Genomic DNA, 22,891 nt, shown 5'->3' on the forward strand with positions numbered 1-22,891 from the left:
GCTAAGGACAAAAATGCGCTGGATAACCCGCCCCGGCTGGCCCGGTAACCTGCTGGCCATGGCGGCCGGTGCGATCACCACCTTGGCCCTGGCGCCGTTCGACCTCTGGCCGCTGGCATTGCTGGCGGTCGGCTTGTTCTACGCCGGGCTACGCGAACTCTCGCCACGCCAGGCCCTGGGCCGAGGCTGGTGTTTCGGTTTTGGCCTGTTTGGTGCCGGCACTAGTTGGATCTACGTCAGTATCCACAACTTCGGCGGCGCCTCGGTGCTGCTCGCCGGGTTGTTGATGCTGCTGTTCATCGCCGCCATCGCCTGGTTCTTCGCCCTGCCCGCCTGGCTGTGGGCACGCTGGTTGCGCCGCAACGAGGCGCCGCTGGCCGATGCCCTGGCGTTCGCCGCGCTGTGGTTGGGCCAGGAAGCTTTCCGCGGCTGGTTCCTCACCGGGTTCCCCTGGCTGTATTCCGGTTACAGCCAGCTCAACGGCCCGCTGGCCGGCCTCGCGCCGCTGGGCGGGATGTGGCTGATTTCCTTCACCCTGGCCTTGACCGCCGCGCTGCTGTACAACGCGCCGCGGTTGATCCGCACCGGGCGCAAGGGCTTTATCGCCGCGGGCGTGGTGCTGCTGATCGGCCCATGGGTGGCCGGCCTGGCCCTCAAGGGCCATGCCTGGACCAACCCCTCGGGCGACCCGCTGAGCGTCGCGGCGATCCAGGGCAACATCGAACAAAGCATGAAGTGGGACCCCGAGCAGCTCAACGCGCAGTTGGCGCTGTACCGCGACATGAGCTTTGCGTCCAAGCGCGTCGACCTGTTGATCTGGCCGGAGACCGCAGTACCGGTGCTCAAGGAATCTGCGCAGGGTTACCTGGACATGATGGGCAGCTTCGCCGCCGAGCGGCATTCGGCGTTGATTACCGGCGTACCGATTCGCCAATTGGTGCGTCACGAGAAGCGTTACTACAACGGCATCACCGTGACCGGCGAAGGTGACGGTACTTACTTGAAGCAAAAACTCGTGCCGTTCGGCGAGTACGTACCGCTACAGGACATCCTGCGCGGCCTGATCGCCTTCTTCGACCTGCCCATGTCGGACTTCGCCCGGGGCCCGGCCGACCAGCCACTGCTGCAAGCCAAGGGTTACCAGATCGCGCCGTTCATCTGCTATGAAGTGGTCTACCCGGAATTTGCCGCCAGCCTGTCAGCGCGCAGCGACCTGCTGCTGACCATCAGCAACGACACCTGGTTCGGCACTTCGATCGGCCCGCTGCAACACCTGCAAATGGCCCAGATGCGTGCCCTGGAAGCCGGCCGCTGGATGATCCGCGCCACCAACAACGGCGTGACCGGGCTGATCAACCCCTTCGGCCAGATCACCGCACAGATCCCGCAATTCGAGCGCGGCATCCTCTACGGCGAAGTGGTGCCGATGCATGACCTGACGCCTTACCTGCAATGGCGCTCGTGGCCGCTGATCATCTTGTGCGTGTTGTTGCTGGGCTGGGCGTTGATGGCGGGACGGATGGCCAGGACCGTCTGATCCCGCTGCGGGCAAACCTCTTGAGGTCAACGAGTTTCCTGTGGGAGCAAGGCTTGCCCGCGATGAAATTGACACGGTCCTGCCGTGGGAACAGGGCGCCTGCATCGCGGGCAAGCCTTGCTCCCACAGATGTCCCACACCCAAATACTCAGCGGTAGAACAACCAATACCCCACCAGCCCCGCCGCCTCATTCATCAACTGCCCGGATTGCCAGATCGACTTGAACTCCGGCATCCAGCCGCCCAACGGCCGGGCATTGTCCTGCCCCAGGAAACCCACCGGCGCCGGTACCACTTCAAACCCCGCGCGCTCGAAACTCCAGACCGACCGCGGCATGTGCCAGGCCTGGGTGATCACCACGACCCGCTTGATGCCTTCCGGCAACAGGATCTCGGCGCTCATCTGGGCGTTTTCCCAGGTGGTGCGGCTACGCCCCTCCTGCCAGCGCACGTTGACGCCGAAATCATCCAGCATCGAGTCGGCCATCAACTTGGCCTCGCTGGGTGGGGTGCCGTAGTGCAAGCCACCGGTGGTCAGTACGGGCAAGCCCGACGCCTTGGCCAGCCGCGCCGCATAACGCTGGCGCTCAAGGCCAACACCGGTGGGTTGGTCGGCGCCCCAGGCCAGGTCGCCGCGCTCGCGACCGGAACCCAGCACCACGATGGCGTCGGCACGCTGGGCCAGGGTCGCCCATTCACTGCGCAGCAGCGGCGGCTCACGCTCCAATGCCTTGGCAGTCCACTGCACCACCACCGGCAGGCTCATCAACCAGAACCCGCCCAGGCCCACGGCGAAACACAGCCGGGCCAGGCGCGGCCGAGATTGGCGCCACCACCAGGCCAGCGCCAACAGCAGCAAAAGAATGCCGGGCGGCAATAAAAGTTGTTTGATGAAATAGCGAAACGGCATCGGGCATCTCCATAGATGCCCGAAGCCTAAGTGGGTTGACGCAAAGCGACAACAGATTCGAAAAAGCCTTGAACCAAAAAAGCGACACGCGTGAATCCGGCTTTACTTGAACTGCAGCGACCGGATCTTTACAGCATCCTTATCAGGCGTCCGGTCCTTGAGCCACACAACCTTGGCCGAACGGGGCGTATCGAGACGCTTGAGTACCTGGGCCCCACTGGTGGAGGTTTGATGTCCGACCTGTTCGAGGTAAGCCTCGACCAGTTCGAACTCCGCGGGGCTCAAGCCTCGCAGTTCCAGCTCTACCGGGCGTTCATCACGCAAGCGACCGGCGGTTCTTGCAGCGTCCAGGGCCACCCCGAGACGATCGATCAGTTTTTCGTACAACTCAGGTGTAGCGACTTTTCGTTGTGATTCAACCATCCCTCACCTCATTGAAGATAAGACTCACTCCCCATTGAGAAGCTTAGCTTCGCTGGGCAAACCGGCAGGGCGCCGCGACCAACGGCCCTGAACACGGGTCATCGCCGATGATCGGCAATGGCTCGGCGGTGGTTCGGCAGCAATCAGGGTTTCCCTCGGCAGAGCGCGGTCATGTATGCTACGGCGCTTCCTGTAACTCCACTTCCAGCTTGGCTGGGCATCGAAAACGCCGCATTCGGCGTCGTCTGCGTCCAGCATGGCAACGAAGAGGATTGGGCCACCCCATTCAGTACAAAAGTAGCCATGCACGAACACTACCAGCCCCGTGAAATCGAAGCCGCCGCCCAGTCGTTCTGGGACGAGCAAAAGTCCTTTGAAGTCAGCGAACAGCCAGGCAAGGAGACTTTCTACTGCCTGTCGATGTTCCCTTACCCCAGCGGCAAGCTACACATGGGGCACGTGCGCAACTACACCATCGGCGACGTGATCTCCCGCTACCAGCGCATGCAAGGCAAGAACGTCCTGCAACCCATGGGTTGGGACGCCTTCGGCATGCCGGCGGAAAACGCCGCGATGAAGAACAACGTGGCCCCCGCCAAGTGGACCTACGAAAACATCGCCTACATGAAGACCCAGCTGCGCAGCCTGGGCCTGGCGGTGGATTGGTCCCGCGAGGTCACCACCTGCAAGCCCGACTACTACCGCTGGGAACAATGGCTGTTCACCCGCCTGTTCGAAAAAGGCGTGATCTACCGCAAGAACGGCACCGTGAACTGGGACCCGGTGGACCAGACCGTACTGGCCAACGAGCAAGTGATCGACGGTCGCGGCTGGCGCTCGGGCGCGCTGATCGAAAAGCGCGAAATCCCGATGTACTACTTCAAGATCACCGCCTACGCGGATGAGCTCCTGGAGAGCCTCGACGAACTGACCGGCTGGCCCGAGCAGGTCAAGACCATGCAGCGCAACTGGATTGGCAAGTCCCGAGGCATGGAAGTGCAGTTCCCCTACGACGTCGCCTCCATTGGCGAAGCCGGCACCCTGAAAGTCTTCACCACCCGCCCGGACACGCTGATGGGCGCCACGTATGTGGCCGTGGCCGCCGAGCATCCGCTGGCCACCCTGGCGGCACAGAACAACCCTGAGCTGCAGGCGTTCATCGCCGAATGCAAGGGCGGCAGCGTCGCCGAAGCCGACGTCGCCACCCAGGAGAAGAAAGGCCTGCCAACCTCGCTGTTCGTCGAGCACCCGCTCACCGGCGAGAAACTGCCGGTGTGGGTCGCCAACTACGTGCTGATGCACTACGGCGACGGCGCTGTCATGGCAGTGCCGGCCCACGACGAGCGCGATTTCGAATTCGCCCACAAGTACAACCTGCCGGTCAAAGCCGTGGTGCGCACCAGCGCCGGCGACCAGACCCCGGAACCTTGGCAGGACGCCTATGGCGAACATGGCGAGCTGATCAACTCCGGTGAGTTCAACGGCCTGGATTTCCCTGGCGCGTTCGATGCCATCGAAGTTGCCCTGATCAAGAAGAACCTCGGTGCCTCGCGCACCCAGTTCCGCCTGCGGGACTGGGGCATCAGCCGCCAGCGCTACTGGGGCTGCCCGATCCCGATCGTGCATTGCGACACCTGCGGTGACGTACCGGTGCCGGAAGATCAACTGCCCGTGGTCCTGCCGGAAGACGTCGTACCCGACGGCGCCGGTTCGCCCCTGGCGCGCATGCCCGAGTTCTATGAGTGCAGCTGCCCGAAATGCGGCGCACCGGCCAAGCGTGAAACCGACACCATGGACACCTTCGTCGAGTCGTCCTGGTACTACGCGCGCTACGCCTCGCCGCACTATCAAGGCGGCCTGGTGGAAAAATCCGCGGCTGACCACTGGTTGCCAGTGGACCAGTACATCGGCGGCATCGAACACGCCATTCTCCACCTGCTCTACGCACGCTTCTTCCACAAGCTGATGCGTGACGAAGGCCTGGTGAGCTCCAACGAGCCATTCAAGAACCTGCTGACCCAAGGCATGGTGATCGCCGAGACTTACTACCGCCGAGAAGCCAACGGTGCCTACACCTGGTTCAACCCGAGCGACGTCGAGCTCGAACGCGACAGCAAGGCCAAGGTCATCAGCGCCAAGCTGATCGCCGACGGCCTGCCGGTGGAAATCGGCGGCACCGAGAAAATGGCCAAGTCGAAGAACAACGGCGTCGACCCACAGTCGATGATCGACCAGTTCGGCGCAGACACCTGCCGCCTGTTCATGATGTTCGCCTCGCCACCTGACATGAGCGCAGAGTGGTCCGATTCGGGCGTCGAGGGTTCGCACCGTTTCCTCAAGCGCGTCTGGCGCCTGGCGCAAGCCCACGTCACCCAGGGCCTGCCGGGCAAACTGGACGTCGCCAGCCTGAACGACGAGCAGAAAGCCATTCGCCGCTCGATCCACCTGGCCATCAAGCAGGCCAGCCATGACGTCGGCCAGAACCACAAATTCAACACCGCCATCGCCCAGGTGATGACGCTGATGAACGTGCTGGAAAAAGCCGCGCAAGGCACCGAGCAGGATCGCGCTCTGGTTCACGAAGGCCTGGAAGCCGTGACGTTGCTGCTCGCGCCGATCACCCCGCACATCAGCCACGAACTGTGGAATCAACTGGGTCACGCCGATCCGGTGATTGACGCACGCTGGCCGCTGGTGGACGAAACCGCGCTGGTGCAGGACAGCCTGACCCTGGTCATCCAGGTCAACGGCAAGCTGCGCGGCCAGATCGAAATGCCGGCCGCCGCCACTCGCGAAGAAGTCGAAGCCGCTGCACGGGCGAATGAAAACGTACTGCGCTTCGTCGATGGCCTGACGATTCGCAAAGTGATCGTCGTGCCCGGCAAGCTGGTCAACATCGTCGCAAGCTAATTGGATCGGGCGCGGGCTTGAGCCTGGCGCCGAATACAACCTGCGGGGTCGCATGATCGACCCCCATAGGGTTCAAGGGGAGCAACAAGATGATCAAACGTAATCTGCTGGTAGTGGGCCTGGCGGTCCTGTTGAGCGCCTGCGGCTTCCAACTGCGCGGCACCGGCACCACCGAGCTGGCGATCAAGGAACTGGACCTCAGCGCACGGGACGCCTATGGCGAAACCGTGAAAATGCTGCGCCAGACCCTGGAGAACAGCGGCGTCAAGGTCTATAGCGGTGCACCGTACAAGCTGGTGTTGGCGAGTGAACAACAAAGCCAGCGCAGCCTGAGCTATGCCGGTGCCGGCCGTTCGGCCGAATACGAGCTGACCAACGTGCTGAGCTATGAGATCCGTGGCCACAACAACCTGTCGCTGCTGGATGACAAGCTCCAGGTGCAGAAGGTCTACCTGCACGATGGCAACAACATCACCGGCTCCGACCAGGAGTCCATCGAAGTGCGCGGCGAAATGCGTCGTGAGCTCGTACAGCGCATGATGTTGCGCCTGCAACAGTTGAACCCGGCCCAACTGGAGCAACTGCAGCAGACCGCCGACGCCCGCGCCAAGGCCGAAGCCGATGCGCTGGAAGCGGCACGCAAGGCTGAAGCGGAAACCCCGCAACAGTCGCCGATGCAGATCCCGGCTGAATAAGCCTTGCGGGGCGTTCCGGCGCCCCGCTCGCCTTCTCTTATGAAGCTCGCTCCCGCCCAACTCGGCAAACACCTGCAAGGCGCCCTCGCGCCGGTCTACATCATCAGTGGCGATGACCCGCTGCTGTGCCAGGAAGCCGCCGACGCCATCCGCGCCGCTGCACGCCAGCAAGGCTTCGACGAACGCCAGGTCTTCGCCGCCGACGCCAGTTTCGACTGGGGCACGCTGCTGCAGGCCGGGGCGAGCATGTCGTTGTTCGCCGAAAAACGCCTGCTGGAACTGCGTTTGCCGTCTGGCAAACCCGGTGACAAAGGCGCCGCTGCGCTGATCGAATATTGCTCACGCCCGGCCGAGGACACGGTACTGCTCATCAGCTTGCCGAAACTCGACGGCAGCGCGCAGAAGACCAAATGGGGCAAGGCCCTGGTCGAAGGCCCGCAGACCCAGTTCGTGCAAATCTGGCCGGTGGATGTCAGCCAGTTGCCCAGTTGGATCCGCCAGCGCCTGTCCCAAGCCGGTCTCTCGGCCAGCCAGGACGCAGTGGAGCTGATTGCCGCCCGGGTCGAAGGCAACCTGCTGGCCGCCGCCCAGGAAATCGAGAAGCTCAAGCTGATGGCCGAGAGCGGGCAGATCACCGTGGAAACGGTGCAGGCTGCCGTGGCCGACAGTGCGCGCTTCGATGTCTTCGGGCTGACCGATGCGATCCTCAACGGTGAGGCCGCCCATGCCCTGCGCATGCTCGAAGGCCTGCGGGGCGAAGGCGTCGAGCCGCCGGTGATCCTCTGGGCCCTGGCCCGGGAATTGCGCCTGCTGGCCAACCTGTCGCTGCAATACAGCCAGGGCGTACCGCTGGACAAGGCCTTCAGCCAGGCCCGCCCGCCCGTCTGGGACAAACGCAAACCGCTGATGAGCAAGGCCCTGCAACGTTATTCCGCGTCGCGTTGGGCGCAGTTGCTGCTCGAAGCCCAGCGCATCGATGCGCAGATCAAGGGCCAGGCCGCTGGCTCACCATGGATGAGCCTCAGTCGCTTGTCGCTGTTGATGGCTGGGCAGCGACTCCCTTTGCCCGCTGAATAACACAGTACCTGTGGCGAGGGAGCTTGCTCCCGCTGGACTGCGTGTAGGAGCTGCCGAAGGCTGCGATCTTTTGATCCTGATCTTTCGCTTGCGACTCAACTGCCTGGGACAAGATCGCAGCCTCGCTGCGCTCGACAACTCCTACAGTCGCAGCCCAGCGGGAGCAAGCTCCCTCGCCACAAAAGCGCTTCATCTCAGATGAAATTTCCTACGCAATGCAGGGACTGGACAACCACCCAACTCTGTCCCATGATTTGCCCCGCAAAAACCACCCCACGAGAGTACCCATCATGAGCAAAAAGCCATCCAAGCATGGCCCCAACAAGGCCAAATCCATCGTCGCCCAGCCCCTGTTCCGCAGCCGCCAGGAACGACCCGCCAAGGGCAAAGGCAGCTACCGCCGCGAAGCCTTCCAGTCTGACAACTGGGAGGCTTCTTGCTTTCTGGCCGCTTGAAACAACCGGACAAGCCCTACGCCCCTTTCGCATGTTAAGGTCAGCACCTGATTTGTATTTCTGGACCCGTGCATGCCCTTCTGTCTTTCCCATCGTTGGCCACTGCGCCAAATGATTGTTGCCGCAAGCGTTGTCCTGCTTGTCGCCTGCGCCGAAAAACCTACCGCCGCCGACGCCCAACCGCTCCAGACCGCTCCCGCCGTGACCGCTCCGGCCATCGTGCCGCCCTTGGTGCCGACCGGTGAAGACCTGGCCATTGCGCCCACCCAGACCTTCGCGCAATGGCAAGCCGGGTTTCGCAAGGAGGCACTGGCCGCCGGGATCCGTGGCGACCTGTTCGACCGTGCGTTCATCGGCGTCAGCCCGGACATGAGCGTGATCAAGGCCGACCGCAGCCAGCCGGAATTCACCCGTCCCGTGTGGGAATACCTCGATGGCGCGCTGTCACCACTGCGGGTCAACAAAGGCAAGAGCCTGATCCAGCAGAACGCCCAGATCCTGCAAAGCATCGAGCAGCGTTATGGCGTCGATCGTGAGGCGCTGGTAGCGGTGTGGGGCATGGAGAGCAACTTCGGCCAGTTCCAGGGCAGCAAGTCGGTGATCAACTCACTGGCGACCCTGGCCTACGAAGGACGGCGCCCGGGTTTTGCCCATGCACAACTGATCGCCGCGCTGCAAATCCTGCAACAGGGCGATATCACACCGGAAAAAATGCTCGGTTCCTGGGCCGGCGCCATGGGCCAGACCCAGTTCATTCCCACCACGTACAACACCCATGCAGTGGATTTCGACGGCGACGGTCGCCGCGACATCTGGGGCAGCTCCACCGACGCCCTGGCCTCGACCGCCCACTACCTGCAAAGCTCCGGCTGGCAGCGTGGCCAGCCGTGGGGGTTCGAGGTCGATCTCCCAGAAAGCTTCGACTACACACTGGCCGATGGCACGATCCGCAAGCCTGTTGCTGAATGGGAGCGACTGGGGGTTTCAGAATATGGTGGCCTGCCAATAACCCCGGATGACAAACAGCTGTCGGCGTCCCTGCTCCTGCCGGCCGGCCATCGCGGCCCGGCATTCCTGATCTTCGATAACTTCCGCGCCATCCTCAAGTACAACAACTCGTCGTCCTATGCCTTGGCGGTCGGGCTGTTGTCAAAACGCTTTACCGACGGCGGGCTGGTCTATGGCCAGTGGCCCAAGGAGGACCTGCCCCTGAGCCGCAGCGAACGCATCGAGCTGCAAACCCTGCTGGGCAAGCACAACTACGACGCGGGCAACCCCGACGGCATCATCGGCGCCAACACTCGCAAGGCCATCCGCAGCGCCCAGCAGTTCTTCGGCTGGCCGGCGGATGGGTATCCGACGCACCAGTTGCTGGAGGCGTTGCGTAGCCGCTGAATTGGGTTCTGGCGGCTACCGCTATCGCGAGCAGGCTCGCTCCCACATTCGATCAACCTGTGGGAGCGAGCTTGCTCGCGATGACTGAGTGACAGACGCTACACGACTAGCGACCGACCACCACATCCTGCTCCAGCACCAACCTCTTCTCCCCCGCATCCAATCCCACCAACGCCCCCATGGGCAAGGTCAGGTTCGGATCGCAGTGCCCGCTGCGCCAGCCGGACAGTACCGGGATGCGCAATGGCTCGAAGGTCTGCTTGAGCAAGCGGTTCAACGCCTCGACGTCGACCCCGGCCACATCCCCCACCAAAACGCCGCGTAGCTGGTGCAACGTGCCGGCCAACCGCAGCTGCGTCAGCAGTCGGTCGATGCGGTACAGCGGCTCGTTGACGTCTTCGATGAACAGGATCACCCCTTCGGCGTCGATCTGATAAGGCGTGCCCATGGTCGCGCCAATCATCGACAAATTGCCGCCCAGCAGACGCCCGTGGGCGATGCCTGGCTCGACGGTGGTCAATGGGTAGGCAGCGGGGTGGTTCAGCGTGCTGCCGGACTTCAACTGTCCATGCAGCAGGCTGAAAAACGAGGTGACGGTTGGGGGTTCCTTGTCGCCCAGCAGATCGGCGTTGAGCAACGGCCCGTGGAAGGTCACGAAGCCTGCGTAGCGGCTGATGGCCAGGTGCAGGGCGGTGATGTCGCTGTAGCCTACGAATGGTTTGGGGTTGCGTTTCAAGAGCTCGAAATCGATACGATCGAGTAGACGGGGGGTGCCGTAGCCGCCGCGTAGGCAGATGATGGCTTTGACTTCTGGGTCGGCGAAGGCGGTGTGCAGGTCGTTGAGCCTTGTCTCGTCGCTGCCGGCCAGGTAGTCGTTCTTTTCATAGACGCCTGGGAATATTCGCAGCTCATGGCCCCGGGCTCGCATCCATTGGATGGCTTTTTCCGTGTCCAGGGGGACGGGACCGGCGGGGGCGATCACTGCGATCAGGCCTTCTTGAGGGAGGGCTGGGACGGGGTGGTGTGGGGTTAGGGCCATGGGGTTCCCGGTTTTTTTGATCGTGTGTATATCCGTTTTTTTTGTAACGGCGGCTGGCGGTTCCGCTCTTACAGCGGGTCACTTTTGGAAAGAGCGCCAAAAGTAACCAAAAACGCTCTGCCCCACCACTTGGCACCTCGCCTAGGCTCGGTGTGCCCTCACTCCGGCATTGCTCCGTGGGCCGCCGCGAAGGGCCATCCATGGCCCAGCGCGGCTATCCCGGCATCCATGCCGGGATGCCCACTCCACAATGCCTGCGTTCGGCCAGCGTGGTTTAACGGGGCGTCCAAGATCAAAAGCCAAAGCGCGGCACATCCAGCATTTATGTAGCTGCACCACCGCTATCGCGAGCAAGCTCGCTCCCACATTGGATCTTCAGCAGTCACAAAACCGATATACACCGCAGCCCCTGTGGGAGCGAGCTTGCTCGCGATGGGGCCAGCAGACCCAATATTCATGTGACTGAACCACCGCCATCGCGAACAAGCTCGCTCCCACAATTGGATCGGAGCACGACCGGGAGAACCAGGTCGGCTCTAAGGCCGCCTCGCGGTGGACGTTGATCTGGGGCGCCCCGTTAACCACGATGGCTGAACGCAGGCATTGGTTCGTGGGCAACCCGGCATGGATGCCGGGTTAGCCGCGCTGGGCCATGGATGGCCCTTCGCGGCGGCCCACGAACCAATGCCGGAGTGAAGGCATGCCGAGCCTAGGCGAGGCACCGAGTGGTGGGGCAGAAGCGCTTTGGTTACTTTCGCGCTTTTCGAAAGTGACCCGCCGTAAGGGCGGAACCATAAGCCGCCATTACACAAATAACGGATACACACCCCACCCAAAAACTCAGGAACCCAAAAGCTCAGCCTTGACCAACTTAGCCTGCTCATCCGCATGATACGAAGACCGCACCAACGGCCCCGAAGCCACGTTCTTGAAGCCCATCTTGTACCCTTCCTCGGCAAACCAGGCAAAGGTATCCGGATGCACAAAACGCTGCACCGGCAGGTGACTACGCGAAGGCTGCAGGTACTGGCCCAAGGTCAGCATGTCGATGTCATGCTCACGCATGCGCTTCATGACCTCGATGACTTCCTCGTCAGTTTCACCCAGGCCCAGCATCAAGCCAGACTTGGTCGGAATGTGCGGCATCATCTGCTTGAAGCGTTGCAGCAAGGTCAACGACCACTGGTAATCCGAACCCGGACGCGCGGCCTTGTACAGGCGCGGCACGGTTTCCAGGTTGTGGTTGAACACATCCGGTGGCTCGGCGGCGGTGATTTCCAGGGCGATGTCCATGCGGCCACGGTAATCGGGCACCAGGGTTTCCAGCTGGACGTTCGGCGACAGCTTGCGGATCTCGCGGATGCAGTCGGCAAAGTGCTGGGCACCGCCGTCACGCAGGTCGTCGCGGTCCACCGAGGTGATGACCACGTACTTGAGCTTCAGGTCGGCGATGGCGATGGCCAGGCTTTCCGGCTCGTTGGTGTCCAATGGTTTCGGACGGCCGTGGCCGACGTCACAGAATGGGCAGCGACGGGTGCAGATGTCGCCCATGATCATGAACGTGGCAGTGCCGCCGGAGAAGCACTCGCCCAGGTTCGGGCAGGAGGCTTCTTCGCAGACGCTGTGCAGCTTGTGCTTGCGCAGCAGGGCCTTGATCCGGTCGACTTCCGGGGACACCGGGATGCGCACGCGGATCCAGTCAGGCTTCTTCGGCAATTCGGTGGTCGGGATGATCTTGACCGGGATGCGTGCAACCTTCTCGGCGCCGCGCAGCTTGACGCCGGCCTCTACCTTGGCACGTGGGGCCGGACGCTCGGTGACGTCCTGCGTCGGGATAATGGTTTGCACTGCATCAGTAGTCATATCAGTCGATTCCGCCCGTGAGGGTCGTCTGCTCAGCATAGTCGAGGTGTTTGACGAGCTGCGCGCGCAGCCGGGCACTTACCTCGGCAAATTCAATCGATCCTGCATGCTCGCTCAACTGGGTCATCGCCAGTCCCGCGTAGCCACAGGGATTAATCCGTCGAAATGGCGCAAGGTCCATGTCCACGTTCAGCGCCAGGCCATGAAACGAACAGCCGTGGCGGATTCGCAATCCCAAGGAGGCGATCTTCGCCCCGTCGACATAGACGCCCGGCGCATCCGGCTTGGCCGCCGCCGTCACACCGTAGCTGGCCAGCAGCTCGATCAGGCATGTCTCCATGCGGGTGACCAGCTCGCGCACGCCAAACCCCAGCTTGCGCACATCCAGCAACAGGTAGGCGACCAGTTGGCCAGGGCCATGGTAGGTCACCTGCCCGCCCCGGTCGACCTTCACCACCGGGATATCCCCCGGCAGCAACAGGTGCTCGGCCTTGCCGGCCTGGCCCTGGGTGAACACCGGTGGGTGTTCCACCAGCCAGACTTCATCGTCGGCGGTGGTGCCGCGTTCGTTCGTGAAGCGTTGCATGGCATGCCAGACCGGCTCGTAAGCCATCGTGCCCAGCTCGCGAAAGCCCAGCGTGCCCGGCATCACAACACCATGTGCACGAAACCGGTCGCACGCAGCTCGCTGTTGATGTCGTAGAGCTGTTCCTGGCCGGTGGCAATGATGTGCAACTGGATCGTCGTGTACTTGCCGTTGGTACTCTGGCGCTCGGCCAGGGTCTTGTGGTCAACGGTGGCATGTTTTTCAAGGATCGCAATGATCCGATCCTTGAAACCCACACCGGTGTCGCCGATGACCTTGATCGGATAATCCGCGCAGGGGAATTCGATCTTTGGCGCTTTTACTTCAGAGTCTGTCATGGGGTAACGGCCTCGTAAGCCGTGGTAACGCACATGGCCCCGCTCCGGATGGGAACGAGGCCATGCAGGTCAACACTTCAATCAGTTGAACAAGCCGTAGAAGAATAGACGGATGCTATCCCACATGCGGCGGAAGATACCACCTTCCTCGACCGCGTCCAGAGCGATCAGGTCGGCGCTGTGCACCACTTTGTCGTCCAGTTTGACTTCGACTTTACCGATCACGTCGCCCTTGGCGATGGGAGCGGTCAGTTGCGGGTTCATGGTCATGCTGGCAGCGAGCTTCTTGAGCTGGCCTTTAGGCAAGGTCATGGTCAGGTCTTGGGCCAGACCGGCCTTCACTTGATTGGTGGTGCCTTTCCAGACCTGGGCCTGGGCCAGTTCGGTGCCCTTCTGGTAGAAGGTCTGGGTTTCGAAGAAGCGGAAACCGTAGGTCAGCAGCTTCTGGGTTTCAGCGGCCCGGGCCACTTCGCTGCTGGTGCCGAAGACGACGGCGATCAGGCGCATGCCTTCACGGACAGCCGAGGACACCATGCAGTAGCCGGCCTCGTCGGTGTGGCCGGTCTTCAGGCCATCGACGGTCTTGTCGCGCCACAGCAGCAGGTTGCGGTTAGGCTGCTTGATGCCGTTCCAGAAGAATTCCTTCTGGGAGTAGATGGCGTAGTGCGCCGGGTCTTCGTGAATGATCGCCCGTGCCAACAGCGCCATGTCGTGAGCCGACGAGTAGTGCTCAGGGTTCGGCAGACCGGTAGGGTTCATGAAGTGGCTGTTGGTCATGCCCAGGTCGGCCACGGTTTTGTTCATCATGTCGGCGAACGCATCTTCGCTGCCGGCGATGTGCTCGGACAGGGCGACGCTGGCGTCGTTGCCGGACTGGATGATGATGCCGTGCAGCAGGTCGCTGACGGTCACTTGCGAACCGACCTTGATGAACATCCGCGAACCGCCGGTACGCCAGGCGTTTTCGCTGACGGTCACCGGATCGTTTTCACCGATCTGGCCGCGACGAATTTCCAGGGTGGCGATGTAGGCGGTCATCAGCTTGGTCAGGCTGGCCGGTGGCAGGCGCTGGTCACCGTTGTTCTCTACCAGGACCTCGCCGCTGCTGGCATCCATGAGCACAAAGGATTTGGCGGCCAATTGAGGAGGCGCAGGCATCATCTCGACCGCGAACGCGGCTGGGGAGAGAAGCAGCGGGACTAGCAGGCAAAGGCGTTTGGCAAAGGTGGTGATGTTCATCCGTCTCTCGAAATCGCTAATGGGACTGCCCGAAGGCAAAACTAAAACAGGCAACCTTCTAACGGGTCGCCGCGTATTTAAGTTGCTCACTCACAACCCTTGCCGGGCTTTTATTATTCATGGAGCCAACAACCTGACCCGCTCCAACCGCAAGCGGGCCTCAATCAATTACTCGGCGGTGACCAGGCTCGGCGAACCGAGATTGGCCAGGCGCACACTGTTCTGCACTTGCTGGACTTCACCCGGAGAACCGATTGGCCCCAGGCGCACCCGATGCAGTGTCTGCTGGTTGCGCACGATCGAGCTGATGAACACCGGAGCGCTCACCATCGAGCTGAGCTTCGACCTCAGCAGCTCGGCAGCGTCCGGGTTGGCGAACGCGCCCACTTGCAGAAACTGGCCAGACGCTGTTGCAGAAGCGTTTTTTTTTGCGTCGAGCTGAACGGGCACTACGGCCGCCGCGTGCTGCTGCGGCGGTGGCGTCCACTGCTCGACCGTACCGGTGGACGCCGTTACGGTCGGCGCGGCATTTTGCGCCACTTTCGGCTCGTTGAGCATCAAAGGCGCCGGACGGCCGCGTTGGGCCCACCATTCCTGCGGGTCGATACCTTCAACCTTGACCCGCGCGGTGCCGATTTCAGCGTAACCAAGTTTTTTCGCCGCCGCATACGACAAGTCGATGATGCGGTCGGAATAGAACGGCCCACGGTCATTGACCCGCAGGATCACGCTCTTGTTGTTGTCCAGGTTGGTCACCCGCACATAGCTGGGCAGCGGCAAGGTCTTGTGGGCCGCGCTCATGCCATACAGGTCATACACTTCGCCGTTGGCGGTGTTCTGGCCGTGGAACTTGGTGCCATACCAGGACGCCGTGCCCGAGGCCACGTAGCGCTTGGAGTCGGACAGCGGGAAATAGGTCTTGCCCAGCACCGTGTACGGGTTGGCCTTGTAGGGGCCAGTGTGCAGGGTCGGCGTGGCGTCGGGAATGCGCGAGACATCCACGTCCCACCACGGCGCGCCGTCCTTGTGGGCCCGGTTGATGTCCAGGCCGGGCGTCGCGCGCACGGCGGTGGAGTTTTTCTGGGCCGGCGCGCGGCTGGTCGAACAACTGACGACCAACAGCGACAGCGCGGCCAACGCCACGAGCTTGAGGGGCTTGGCTTTCAGGGGTAGATAGGTAGGCAATGCCCGCATTATTTGACGCCCCGTGCTTTGACCAGCTCTTCAGACAGTTGATATACGGCCATGGCGTACATCACGCTGCGGTTATAACGCGTAATCGCGTAGAAATTCTTCAGGCCCATCCAGTATTCGGGGCCTTGTTCGCCTTCCAGGCGTATCGCGGTGACCGGCATGTCGTCACGCAGCGCATCATGACTCGACCAGCCCAACGCCCGCAACTCCCCGACGGTTTTCGTCGGCTCGATGCCCTCGGTCAGGCCCTCGTCCACCTGCTCGCCACGCACGTCGGCACGGCTGACCACCGGCTGGCCGGCTTCCCAGCCGTGGCGCTTGAAATAGCTGGCAACACTGCCGATGGCATCGGTCGGGTTGGTCCAGATATTGATGTGGCCGTCGTCGTCGAAGTCCACCGCGTAAGCGCGAAAACTGCTGGGCATGAATTGCGGCAAGCCCATGGCCCCGGCATAGGAACCCTTGAGGGTCAGCGGGTCGACCTGCTCTTCGCGGGCCAGCAGCAGGAACTCGCGCAGCTCCTTGCGGAAGAATTCGGCGCGCGGCGGGTAATCGAAGCCCAGGGTCGACAGCGCGTCGATCACCCGGAAATTCCCGGTGTTACGGCCAAAGAAGGTCTCGACGCCAATGATCGCCACAATGAACTGGGCCGGTACGCCGTATTCCTGCTCGGCACGGGCCAGGGCCGCCTCGTGCTGGCGCCAGAAGTCCACGCCCCGGGCGATACGCGCCTCGGTGATGAACATCGGCCGGTACTCGCTCCACTGCTTGACCCGCTCGGCGGGTCGGGAGATGGCGTCAAGGATCGACTGCTTGCGCTCGGCCTCGCGAAACACTCCCATCAGTTGCTCACCGGCAAAACCGTAGTCGCGGGTCATCTCACCGACGAATTCGGCCACCTGCGGCGAGCCTTCGTATTCGCCGGCCTGGGCATGGGACGCACCGCCCAGGAAGCCGACCAGGCCGATCCACGGCGCATATCGCGTCGACCAGCCACGCATTGCTTGCATTGAACTCTTCACCTTATTCAAACCTGCGCGATCCACTTGCGATGCGTATGAATCGACATCAAGACCCCAAACGCTGACAGTAGTGTCACCAGCGAAGTTCCTCCGTAGCTAATGAATGGCAACGGCACCCCCACGACCGGCAACAGGCCACTGACCATACCGATGTTGACGAAAACATAAACAAAAAACGTCATGGTCAGGCTGCCCGCCAGCAACTTGCCGAACAACGTCTGGGCCTGGGCGGTGATCACCAGCCCCCGGCCGATCAGCAGCAAATAGATCAGCAGCAACACGCAGATGCCCACCAGGCCGAACTCCTCGCCCATCACGGCGATGATGAAGTCGGTGTGGCTTTCCGGCAGAAAGTCCAGGTGCGACTGGGTGCCCATCAGCCAACCCTTGCCGAACACCCCGCCGGAGCCAATGGCGGCCTTGGACTGGATGATGTTCCAGCCGGTGCCCAGCGGATCGCTCTCCGGGTCTAGGAAGGTCAGGATGCGTTGCTTCTGGTAGTCGTGCATCACGAAGTACCACATGGCCACCGAGACCGGCACGGCGATGGCGACCACGCTGAGGATCCAGCGCCAGCGCAACCCGCCCATGAACAGCACGAAGGCGCCGCCGGCCAGGATCAGCAGCGAGGTGCCGAGGTCCGGCTGGCGCACGATCAGGATGAACGGGATGCCGATCAGCAACAGGCTGATGCACACGTGCTTGAGCTGCGGCGGCAGGGTGCGCTTGGACAGGTACCAGGCGATGGTCGCCGGCATGATGATCTTGAGGAACTCCGATGGCTGGAAGCGGATCACCCCGGGAATGTTGATCCAGCGAGTGGCGCCCATGGCGTTGTGGCCCATCACGTCCACCACCACCAGCAGGCTCACGCCCACCACATAGGCCAGCGGCACCCAGCGGGCCATGAAGCGCGGCTCGAGCTGGGCAATGACGATCATCGACACCAGGCCGATGCCGAACGAGGTGGCCTGCTTGCCCAGCAGGTCCCAGTTCTTGCCACTGGCCGAATACAGCACGAACAGGCTGCCTGCGGCCAGGGTCAGCAGCAGGATCAGCAACGGACCATCGATGTGCATGCGCTGCAACAAGGTGGCACGGCGGCGCATCACATCTTCGCTGGAGAGGATCCGGTCGAAATTATTCTTCACGGGCCGTAGCCTCCGCAGTGGTGGGGCTTGCGTATTCAGGCTTGAGCTGGCCGTGCTCGTCCAGCAGCCAGGCGTCCATGATCTGGCGCACCACCGGCGCGGCGACGCCGGAACCCGACTCACCGTTCTCGACCATCACCGACACGACGATCTTCGGGTTGTCGGCCGGCGCGAAGCCGACGAACAAGGCGTGGTCGCGATGGCGTTCCTGGACCTTGGAGCGGTCGTACTTCTCGCCCTGCTTGATGGCGACGACCTGGGCCGTACCGCTCTTGCCGGCAATGCGATAGGGCGAGCCGATGGCCGCCTTGCGGGCGGTGCCCCGGGCGCCGTGCATCACTTGCTGCATGCCGTTGTTGACCTTCTGCCAGTCCGACGGATTGCGCAGGATGATGTCTGGCATCGGGTCCGGGTCCACCGGTTTCTGGCCTTCGATGGTCTTGGCCAGGTGCGGGCGATACCACTTGCCCTTGCTCGCCACCAGCGCCGTGGCCTGGGCCAGCTGCAAGGGCGTGGCCTGCATGTAGCCCTGGCCGATCCCCAGGATCAGGGTTTCGCCGGGGAACCAGGCCTGGCGCCGGGTCACGCGCTTCCATTCCCGGGACGGCATCAAGCCAGGCGACTCTTCGAACATGTCCAGGGAGACCTTCTGGCCGATGCCGAACTTGCCCAGGTAGGACGACAACCGATCGATCCCCAGCTTGTGGGCCAGGTCATAGAAATAGGTGTCGTTGGAACGCATGATGGCCGTTTCCAGGTCCACATAACCGTCACCGGTGCGGTTCCAGTTGCGGTACTTGTGGTCGTAGTTGGGCAGCATGTAATAGCCGGGGTCATAGACCCGGCTCGACGCGGTCACCACGCCGGAGTCCAGCCCGGCAATCGCCACGGCCGGCTTGATGGTCGACCCCGGCGGATAGAGGCCGCGCAGCACACGGTTGAACAGCGGCCGATCGATCGAATCGCGCAAATCGGCGTAGGCCCTGAAGCTGATACCGGTGACGAACAGGTTCGGGTCGAAACTCGGCTGGCTGACCATCGCCAGCACCTCGCCGGTGTTCGGGTCCAGCGCCACCACAGCACCACGCCGACCGCCCAGCGCCGCTTCGGCGGCCTCTTGCAGCTTGATGTCCAGGCTCAGGACGATGTCCTTGCCAGGAATCGGGTCGGTGCGCTTGAGCACCCGTAATACGCGGCCGCGGGCGTTGGTTTCGACTTCCTCGTAACCCACCTGGCCATGCAGCTCGGGCTCGTAGAAACGCTCGATGCCGGTCTTGCCGATATGGTGGGTGCCGCTGTAATTGACCGGATCGAGGGTCTTGAGCTCTTTCTCGTTGATCCGCCCCATGTAGCCGACCGAGTGGGCAAAGTGCGGCCCCTGGGGATAATGACGCACCAACTGCGCCACCACTTCGACGCCGGGCAGGCGGAACTGGTTCACGGCGATCAGGGCGATCTGCTCTTCGGTCAGCTCGAACAGGATCGGCACCGGCTCGAACGGACGGCGGCCCTGGCGCATGCGCTTCTCGAAGATCGCCCGGTCCTCGGGCGTCAGTTGCAGCACTTCGACGATCACGTCGAGCACGTGCTGCCAGTCGCCGGAGCGCTCGCGGGTCATGCTCAGGCTGAAACTGGGCCGGTTATCCGCCACCACCACGCCATTGCGGTCGAAGATCAACCCGCGGGTCGGCGGAATCGGCTGCACATGCACCCGGTTGTTTTCCGACAGGGTCGAGTGGTACTCGTACTGGATCACCTGGAGGAAATACAAGCGCGCAATCAGCACGCAGATCAGCGTCACCACCGTAATAGCGCCGAACACGACGCGACCCCGCACCAGACGGGCGTCTTTTTCGTGGTCCTTGATGCGGATCGGCTGGGGCATGGGGCAGGATTACTTGTGGTAAGGGTGCCCGGACAGAACTGTCCAGGCACGATACAGCTGTTCGCCGATCAGGATCCGCACCAGCGGGTGTGGCAACGTCAACGGCGACAATGACCAGCGCTGATCGGCCCGGGCACAGACTTCCGGCGCCAGCCCTTCCGGGCCACCGACCATGAAATTGACCGTGCGCGAATCCAACCGCCAACGATCGAGCTCAACCGCCAGTTGCTCGGTGCTCCAGGGCTTGCCATGGACTTCGAGGGTGACAATGCGCTCGTTCGGCCCGACCTTGGCCAGCATGGCTTCGCCTTCCTGGCGGATGAAGCGCGCCACGTCGGCGTTCTTGCCACGGGTGTTGAGCGGAATTTCCACCAGTTCCAGGGCCAGCTCGGACGGAAGACGCTTGGCATATTCATGCCAGCCTTCTTCCACCCACTTGGGCATGCGAGAACCGACGGCGATCAGGCGCAGTCGCACAGCGGTCCCTTATTGCTGGTCTTTGTTGAGCTTGGTGAAGTGCTCATGGGGGTTTTCCGGGCTGTGGTGCGCGGCGCTGGCCGAACGGCTCTGCTCGGCACCGGCCCACAGGCGCTCCAGGTCATAGAACTGGCGCGCCGAGGCAGTCATCATGTGCACGATGACGTCGTCCATATCCAGCAGTACCCAGTCGCTGTCGCCCTTGCCTTCTTCACCCAGCGGCTTGACGCCCTGGGCCTTGACCGCTTCGCGGACCTTGTCCAGCATCGCGCCGATCTGGCGGTTGGAGGTACCGGTGGCGATGATCATGTAGTCCGTGATGCTCTGCTTTTCACGAACGTCGATCACCTGGATGTCCTGGGCCTTGACGTCTTCCAGGGCCGCCACGGCCACCTTGACCAGTTCTTCACCGGCAAGTACGACGCCGGTGTGGGCCTCTACCGGCAGCGGGGCGCTTTTGAACGTGCCTTTGCGCTTTACTTTGCTTACGTCTTTGTCAGTCATATAAAACTCGTTTTGCTCGTATGTTCGGGCGCTTCGCTACACGCATTCACGTGCCTTGAAGCACACCTTTTTCAGTTCGACGCACGGTAAAGCCCGTGCGCATCGATGTAGGCCAGGACCGCGTCGGGCACCAGGAAACGTACCGACTTACCGCTGGCCAGCAGTTGACGGATCTGGGTGGCGGATACCGCGAGCGGCGTCTGCCAGACGAATGCAATCTGTCCGCTCGGCCCTTTCAGGGCCAGCGGGTCGCTCACCGAGCGGGCCGCCAGCAGGTTGCGCAAGGCATCCGGCGGCTCGCTGTCGGCATCCGGGCGTTGCAGCACCAGGATGTGGCAATGCTGGAGCAACTCTTCCCAGCGATGCCAAGTGGGCAGGCCGCAAAACGCGTCCCAGCCCAGAAGCAGAAAAACCTGGGCATCAGCGGCCAGTTCGGCGCGCATCAGCTCCAGGGTATCAATGGTGTAGGACGGTTTGTCCCGCTGCAATTCGCGGGCGTCCACCACCAACGGTGCCACACCGGCCACCGCGCACTCGACCATCGCCAGGCGATCCTGCGCCGACACCTGCGGCGTATCCCGGTGAGGCGGCCGGGCGCTGGGCGTCAGGCGGAGCTCATCGAGGGCCAGGGCGTCGGCGACTTCCAGCGCACCGCGCAAATGGCCGATGTGCACCGGGTCGAACGTGCCGCCCAGGATGCCAATGCGCTTTGGCGCGGTGGTCGCCGTCACAGCGGTCGTAGTCATAGAGGCCGGCGGGTCGAGATCGCCCAAGTCAGACCGACTCCTGTCCGCGCAACTGGCCGTCACCGACCACGATGTACTTCTCGCAGGTCAGGCCTTCGAGGCCTACCGGGCCACGGGCGTGCAGCTTATCAGTAGAAATGCCGATCTCGGCACCCAATCCGTATTCAAAGCCATCGGCGAAGCAGGTCGGGGTGTTGATCATCACCGACGCCGAGTCCACCTCGGCCACGAAGCGCCGGGTTTCCCCCAGGTTTTCACTGACAATGGAGTCGGTGTGGTGCGAGCCGTGGCGATTGATGTGCTCGATGGCTTCCTCCAGCCCGTCGACCACACGGATCGACAGGATCGGCGCCAGGTATTCGGTGTCCCAGTCTTCTTGCGTGGCCGCGACGGCCTCGATGATCGCCCGGGTGCGCTCGCAACCGCGCAGTTCGACGCCTTTTTCGCGGAACTGGGCAGCCATCGACGGCAGGAAGTCCTTGGCCACGGCCTGGTCCACCAGCAGGGTTTCCATCGCGCCGCAGATACCGTAGCGGTAGGTCTTGGCGTTGAAGGCAATGCGCTGGGCCTTCGGCAATTCGGCGTGGGCGCTGACGTAGACGTGGCAGATGCCGTCCAGGTGCTTGATCACCGGCACGCGGGCGTCACGGCTGACCCGCTCGATCAGGCCCTTGCCGCCACGCGGCACGATGACATCGACGAACTCGGGCATGGTGATCAACGCGCCGACTGCGGCACGGTCGGTGGTTTCCACCACTTGCACCACGGCCGCCGGCAGATCGGCCTCGGCCAGGCCGCGCTGGATGCAGGCGGCAATGGCACGGTTGGAATGGATCGCCTCGGAGCCGCCACGCAGGATGGTCGCGTTACCCGACTTCAGGCACAGGCTGGCGGCGTCGATGGTCACGTTCGGCCGCGACTCGTAGATGATCCCGACCACGCCCAGGGGCACGCGCATCTTGCCGACCTGGATGCCCGACGGCCGGTAGCTCATGTCGCGGATCGCCCCGACCGGGTCCGGCAGGGCCGCGACCTGGCGCAGGCCGACGATCATGCCGTCGATGCGTGCCGGGGTCAGCGCCAGGCGCTCGAGCATGGCCGGCTCCAGACCATTGGCCCGGCCGGCGGCCAGGTCCAGTTCGTTGGCAGCGGACAACTCGGCACGCGCAGCGTCCAGCGCATTGGCGGCGGCCTGCAGGGCGCGGTTTTTCTGCGCGGTGCTGGCCCGGCCGATGATGCGCGACGCTGCACGAGCGGCGCGACCCAGGCGGGTCATGTAGTCAAGAACGGACTCAGTCATGGTCTGTGTGGTCTTGGCGATGAGGAAAGCGGCAGATTATAGCTGTCGTAACCCTCGACTAACAGCATGGACTCACAGTGGTGACCGGCGGAGGAGCAAAACAGGCGTAAACAGCCGGTTGAAGCGACTGTTCAGCGGTGATTAA

The 22,891-nt window shown here is 62.8% G+C and carries 21 protein-coding genes; 6 read left to right on the forward strand and 15 right to left on the reverse strand.

Features of this window, described 5'->3' with window-relative positions; translation table 11 throughout:
• Positions 1–13 precede the first annotated feature (13 nt).
• Positions 14–1,537 carry an apolipoprotein N-acyltransferase gene (lnt, locus tag QMK47_RS25610; RefSeq protein WP_320389493.1) on the forward strand — a complete coding sequence of 508 codons (1,524 nt, stop codon included), beginning with the start codon at positions 14–16 and terminating at the stop codon, positions 1,535–1,537.
• Positions 1,538–1,685: 148 nt separating this feature from the next.
• Here the strand turns inward: lnt and QMK47_RS25615 are convergent, their stop codons facing one another.
• Together QMK47_RS25615 and QMK47_RS25620 are read right to left on the reverse strand one after the other, a co-directional pair.
• Entirely contained in the window at positions 1,686–2,447 is a 762-nt protein-coding gene (locus QMK47_RS25615) for a YdcF family protein (RefSeq protein ID WP_320389494.1), read from the reverse strand.
• A gap of 102 nt (positions 2,448–2,549) precedes the next feature.
• Positions 2,550–2,870, reverse strand: a complete 321-nt coding sequence (locus tag QMK47_RS25620; protein WP_253469640.1) for a hypothetical protein — start codon at positions 2,868–2,870, stop codon at positions 2,550–2,552.
• A 303-nt stretch (positions 2,871–3,173) separates the two neighbouring features.
• Here QMK47_RS25620 and leuS point away from each other — a divergent pair, with 303 nt between their 5' ends.
• From leuS to QMK47_RS25645, 5 genes are all read left to right on the forward strand, one after another.
• On the forward strand, positions 3,174–5,780 hold the full coding sequence (gene leuS / locus QMK47_RS25625; RefSeq protein WP_320389495.1) for a leucine--tRNA ligase: 2,607 nt from the start codon (positions 3,174–3,176) through the stop codon (positions 5,778–5,780).
• A gap of 89 nt (positions 5,781–5,869) precedes the next feature.
• Entirely contained in the window at positions 5,870–6,475 is a 606-nt protein-coding gene (gene lptE, locus QMK47_RS25630; RefSeq protein ID WP_320389496.1) for an LPS assembly lipoprotein LptE, read from the forward strand.
• A 39-nt stretch (positions 6,476–6,514) separates the two neighbouring features.
• Complete coding sequence (gene holA, locus QMK47_RS25635) at positions 6,515–7,552, forward strand: DNA polymerase III subunit delta (RefSeq protein WP_320389497.1); 1,038 nt, start codon at positions 6,515–6,517, stop codon at positions 7,550–7,552.
• 290 nt (positions 7,553–7,842) lie between these two features.
• Positions 7,843–8,007, forward strand: coding sequence for an alternative ribosome rescue factor ArfA (arfA, locus tag QMK47_RS25640; protein WP_003205882.1), 165 nt, complete (start codon positions 7,843–7,845; stop codon positions 8,005–8,007).
• Positions 8,008–8,079: 72 nt separating this feature from the next.
• Entirely contained in the window at positions 8,080–9,402 is a 1,323-nt protein-coding gene (locus tag QMK47_RS25645) for a lytic murein transglycosylase (RefSeq protein WP_320389498.1), read from the forward strand.
• Between the two features lie 106 nt (positions 9,403–9,508).
• Here the strand turns inward: QMK47_RS25645 and QMK47_RS25650 are convergent, their stop codons facing one another.
• From QMK47_RS25650 to QMK47_RS25710, 13 genes are all read right to left on the reverse strand, one after another.
• Positions 9,509–10,441, reverse strand: coding sequence for an LD-carboxypeptidase (locus QMK47_RS25650; protein WP_320389499.1), 933 nt, complete (start codon positions 10,439–10,441; stop codon positions 9,509–9,511).
• Positions 10,442–11,281: 840 nt separating this feature from the next.
• Entirely contained in the window at positions 11,282–12,304 is a 1,023-nt protein-coding gene (gene lipA, locus QMK47_RS25655) for a lipoyl synthase (protein WP_003205886.1), read from the reverse strand.
• Between the two features lies 1 nt (position 12,305).
• A complete protein-coding gene (gene lipB / locus QMK47_RS25660; RefSeq protein ID WP_003205887.1) occupies positions 12,306–12,953 on the reverse strand; it encodes a lipoyl(octanoyl) transferase LipB in 648 nt (215 codons plus the stop codon).
• The gene (locus tag QMK47_RS25665) at positions 12,953–13,228 is read right to left on the reverse strand and encodes a DUF493 domain-containing protein (protein ID WP_003185772.1); all 276 of its coding nucleotides are present in this window, start codon (positions 13,226–13,228) and stop codon (positions 12,953–12,955) included. Before QMK47_RS25665 ends, lipB begins: the two co-directional genes overlap by 1 nt.
• Before the next feature lie 81 nt (positions 13,229–13,309).
• A complete protein-coding gene (locus QMK47_RS25670) occupies positions 13,310–14,467 on the reverse strand; it encodes a D-alanyl-D-alanine carboxypeptidase family protein (protein WP_214512948.1) in 1,158 nt (385 codons plus the stop codon).
• A 168-nt stretch (positions 14,468–14,635) separates the two neighbouring features.
• Positions 14,636–15,661 carry a septal ring lytic transglycosylase RlpA family protein gene (locus QMK47_RS25675; protein WP_063324229.1) on the reverse strand — a complete coding sequence of 342 codons (1,026 nt, stop codon included), beginning with the start codon at positions 15,659–15,661 and terminating at the stop codon, positions 14,636–14,638.
• Positions 15,661–16,671: a lytic murein transglycosylase B gene (mltB, locus tag QMK47_RS25680; protein WP_003205890.1), complete on the reverse strand. Its 1,011-nt coding sequence runs from the start codon at positions 16,669–16,671 to the stop codon at positions 15,661–15,663. Before mltB ends, QMK47_RS25675 begins: the two co-directional genes overlap by 1 nt.
• A gap of 17 nt (positions 16,672–16,688) precedes the next feature.
• A complete protein-coding gene (rodA, locus tag QMK47_RS25685; protein ID WP_214512977.1) occupies positions 16,689–17,792 on the reverse strand; it encodes a rod shape-determining protein RodA in 1,104 nt (367 codons plus the stop codon).
• Positions 17,793–17,823: 31 nt separating this feature from the next.
• A complete protein-coding gene (gene mrdA, locus QMK47_RS25690) occupies positions 17,824–19,719 on the reverse strand; it encodes a penicillin-binding protein 2 (protein WP_214512949.1) in 1,896 nt (631 codons plus the stop codon).
• Positions 19,720–19,728: 9 nt separating this feature from the next.
• Positions 19,729–20,196, reverse strand: coding sequence for a 23S rRNA (pseudouridine(1915)-N(3))-methyltransferase RlmH (gene rlmH / locus QMK47_RS25695; RefSeq protein ID WP_003185785.1), 468 nt, complete (start codon positions 20,194–20,196; stop codon positions 19,729–19,731).
• 9 nt (positions 20,197–20,205) lie between these two features.
• A complete protein-coding gene (gene rsfS, locus QMK47_RS25700) occupies positions 20,206–20,700 on the reverse strand; it encodes a ribosome silencing factor (protein ID WP_214512950.1) in 495 nt (164 codons plus the stop codon).
• Positions 20,701–20,771: 71 nt separating this feature from the next.
• Positions 20,772–21,446, reverse strand: coding sequence for a nicotinate-nucleotide adenylyltransferase (gene nadD / locus QMK47_RS25705; protein ID WP_092150587.1), 675 nt, complete (start codon positions 21,444–21,446; stop codon positions 20,772–20,774).
• A gap of 28 nt (positions 21,447–21,474) precedes the next feature.
• Positions 21,475–22,746 (reverse strand): glutamate-5-semialdehyde dehydrogenase, encoded by a 1,272-nt coding sequence (locus tag QMK47_RS25710; protein WP_053189916.1) that lies wholly within the window; start codon positions 22,744–22,746, stop codon positions 21,475–21,477.
• Positions 22,747–22,891 lie beyond the last annotated feature (145 nt).

Origin of the sequence: Pseudomonas sp. P9_35 (assembly GCF_034008205.1) — a bacterium.
GTDB lineage: Bacteria > Pseudomonadota > Gammaproteobacteria > Pseudomonadales > Pseudomonadaceae > Aquipseudomonas > Aquipseudomonas kilonensis.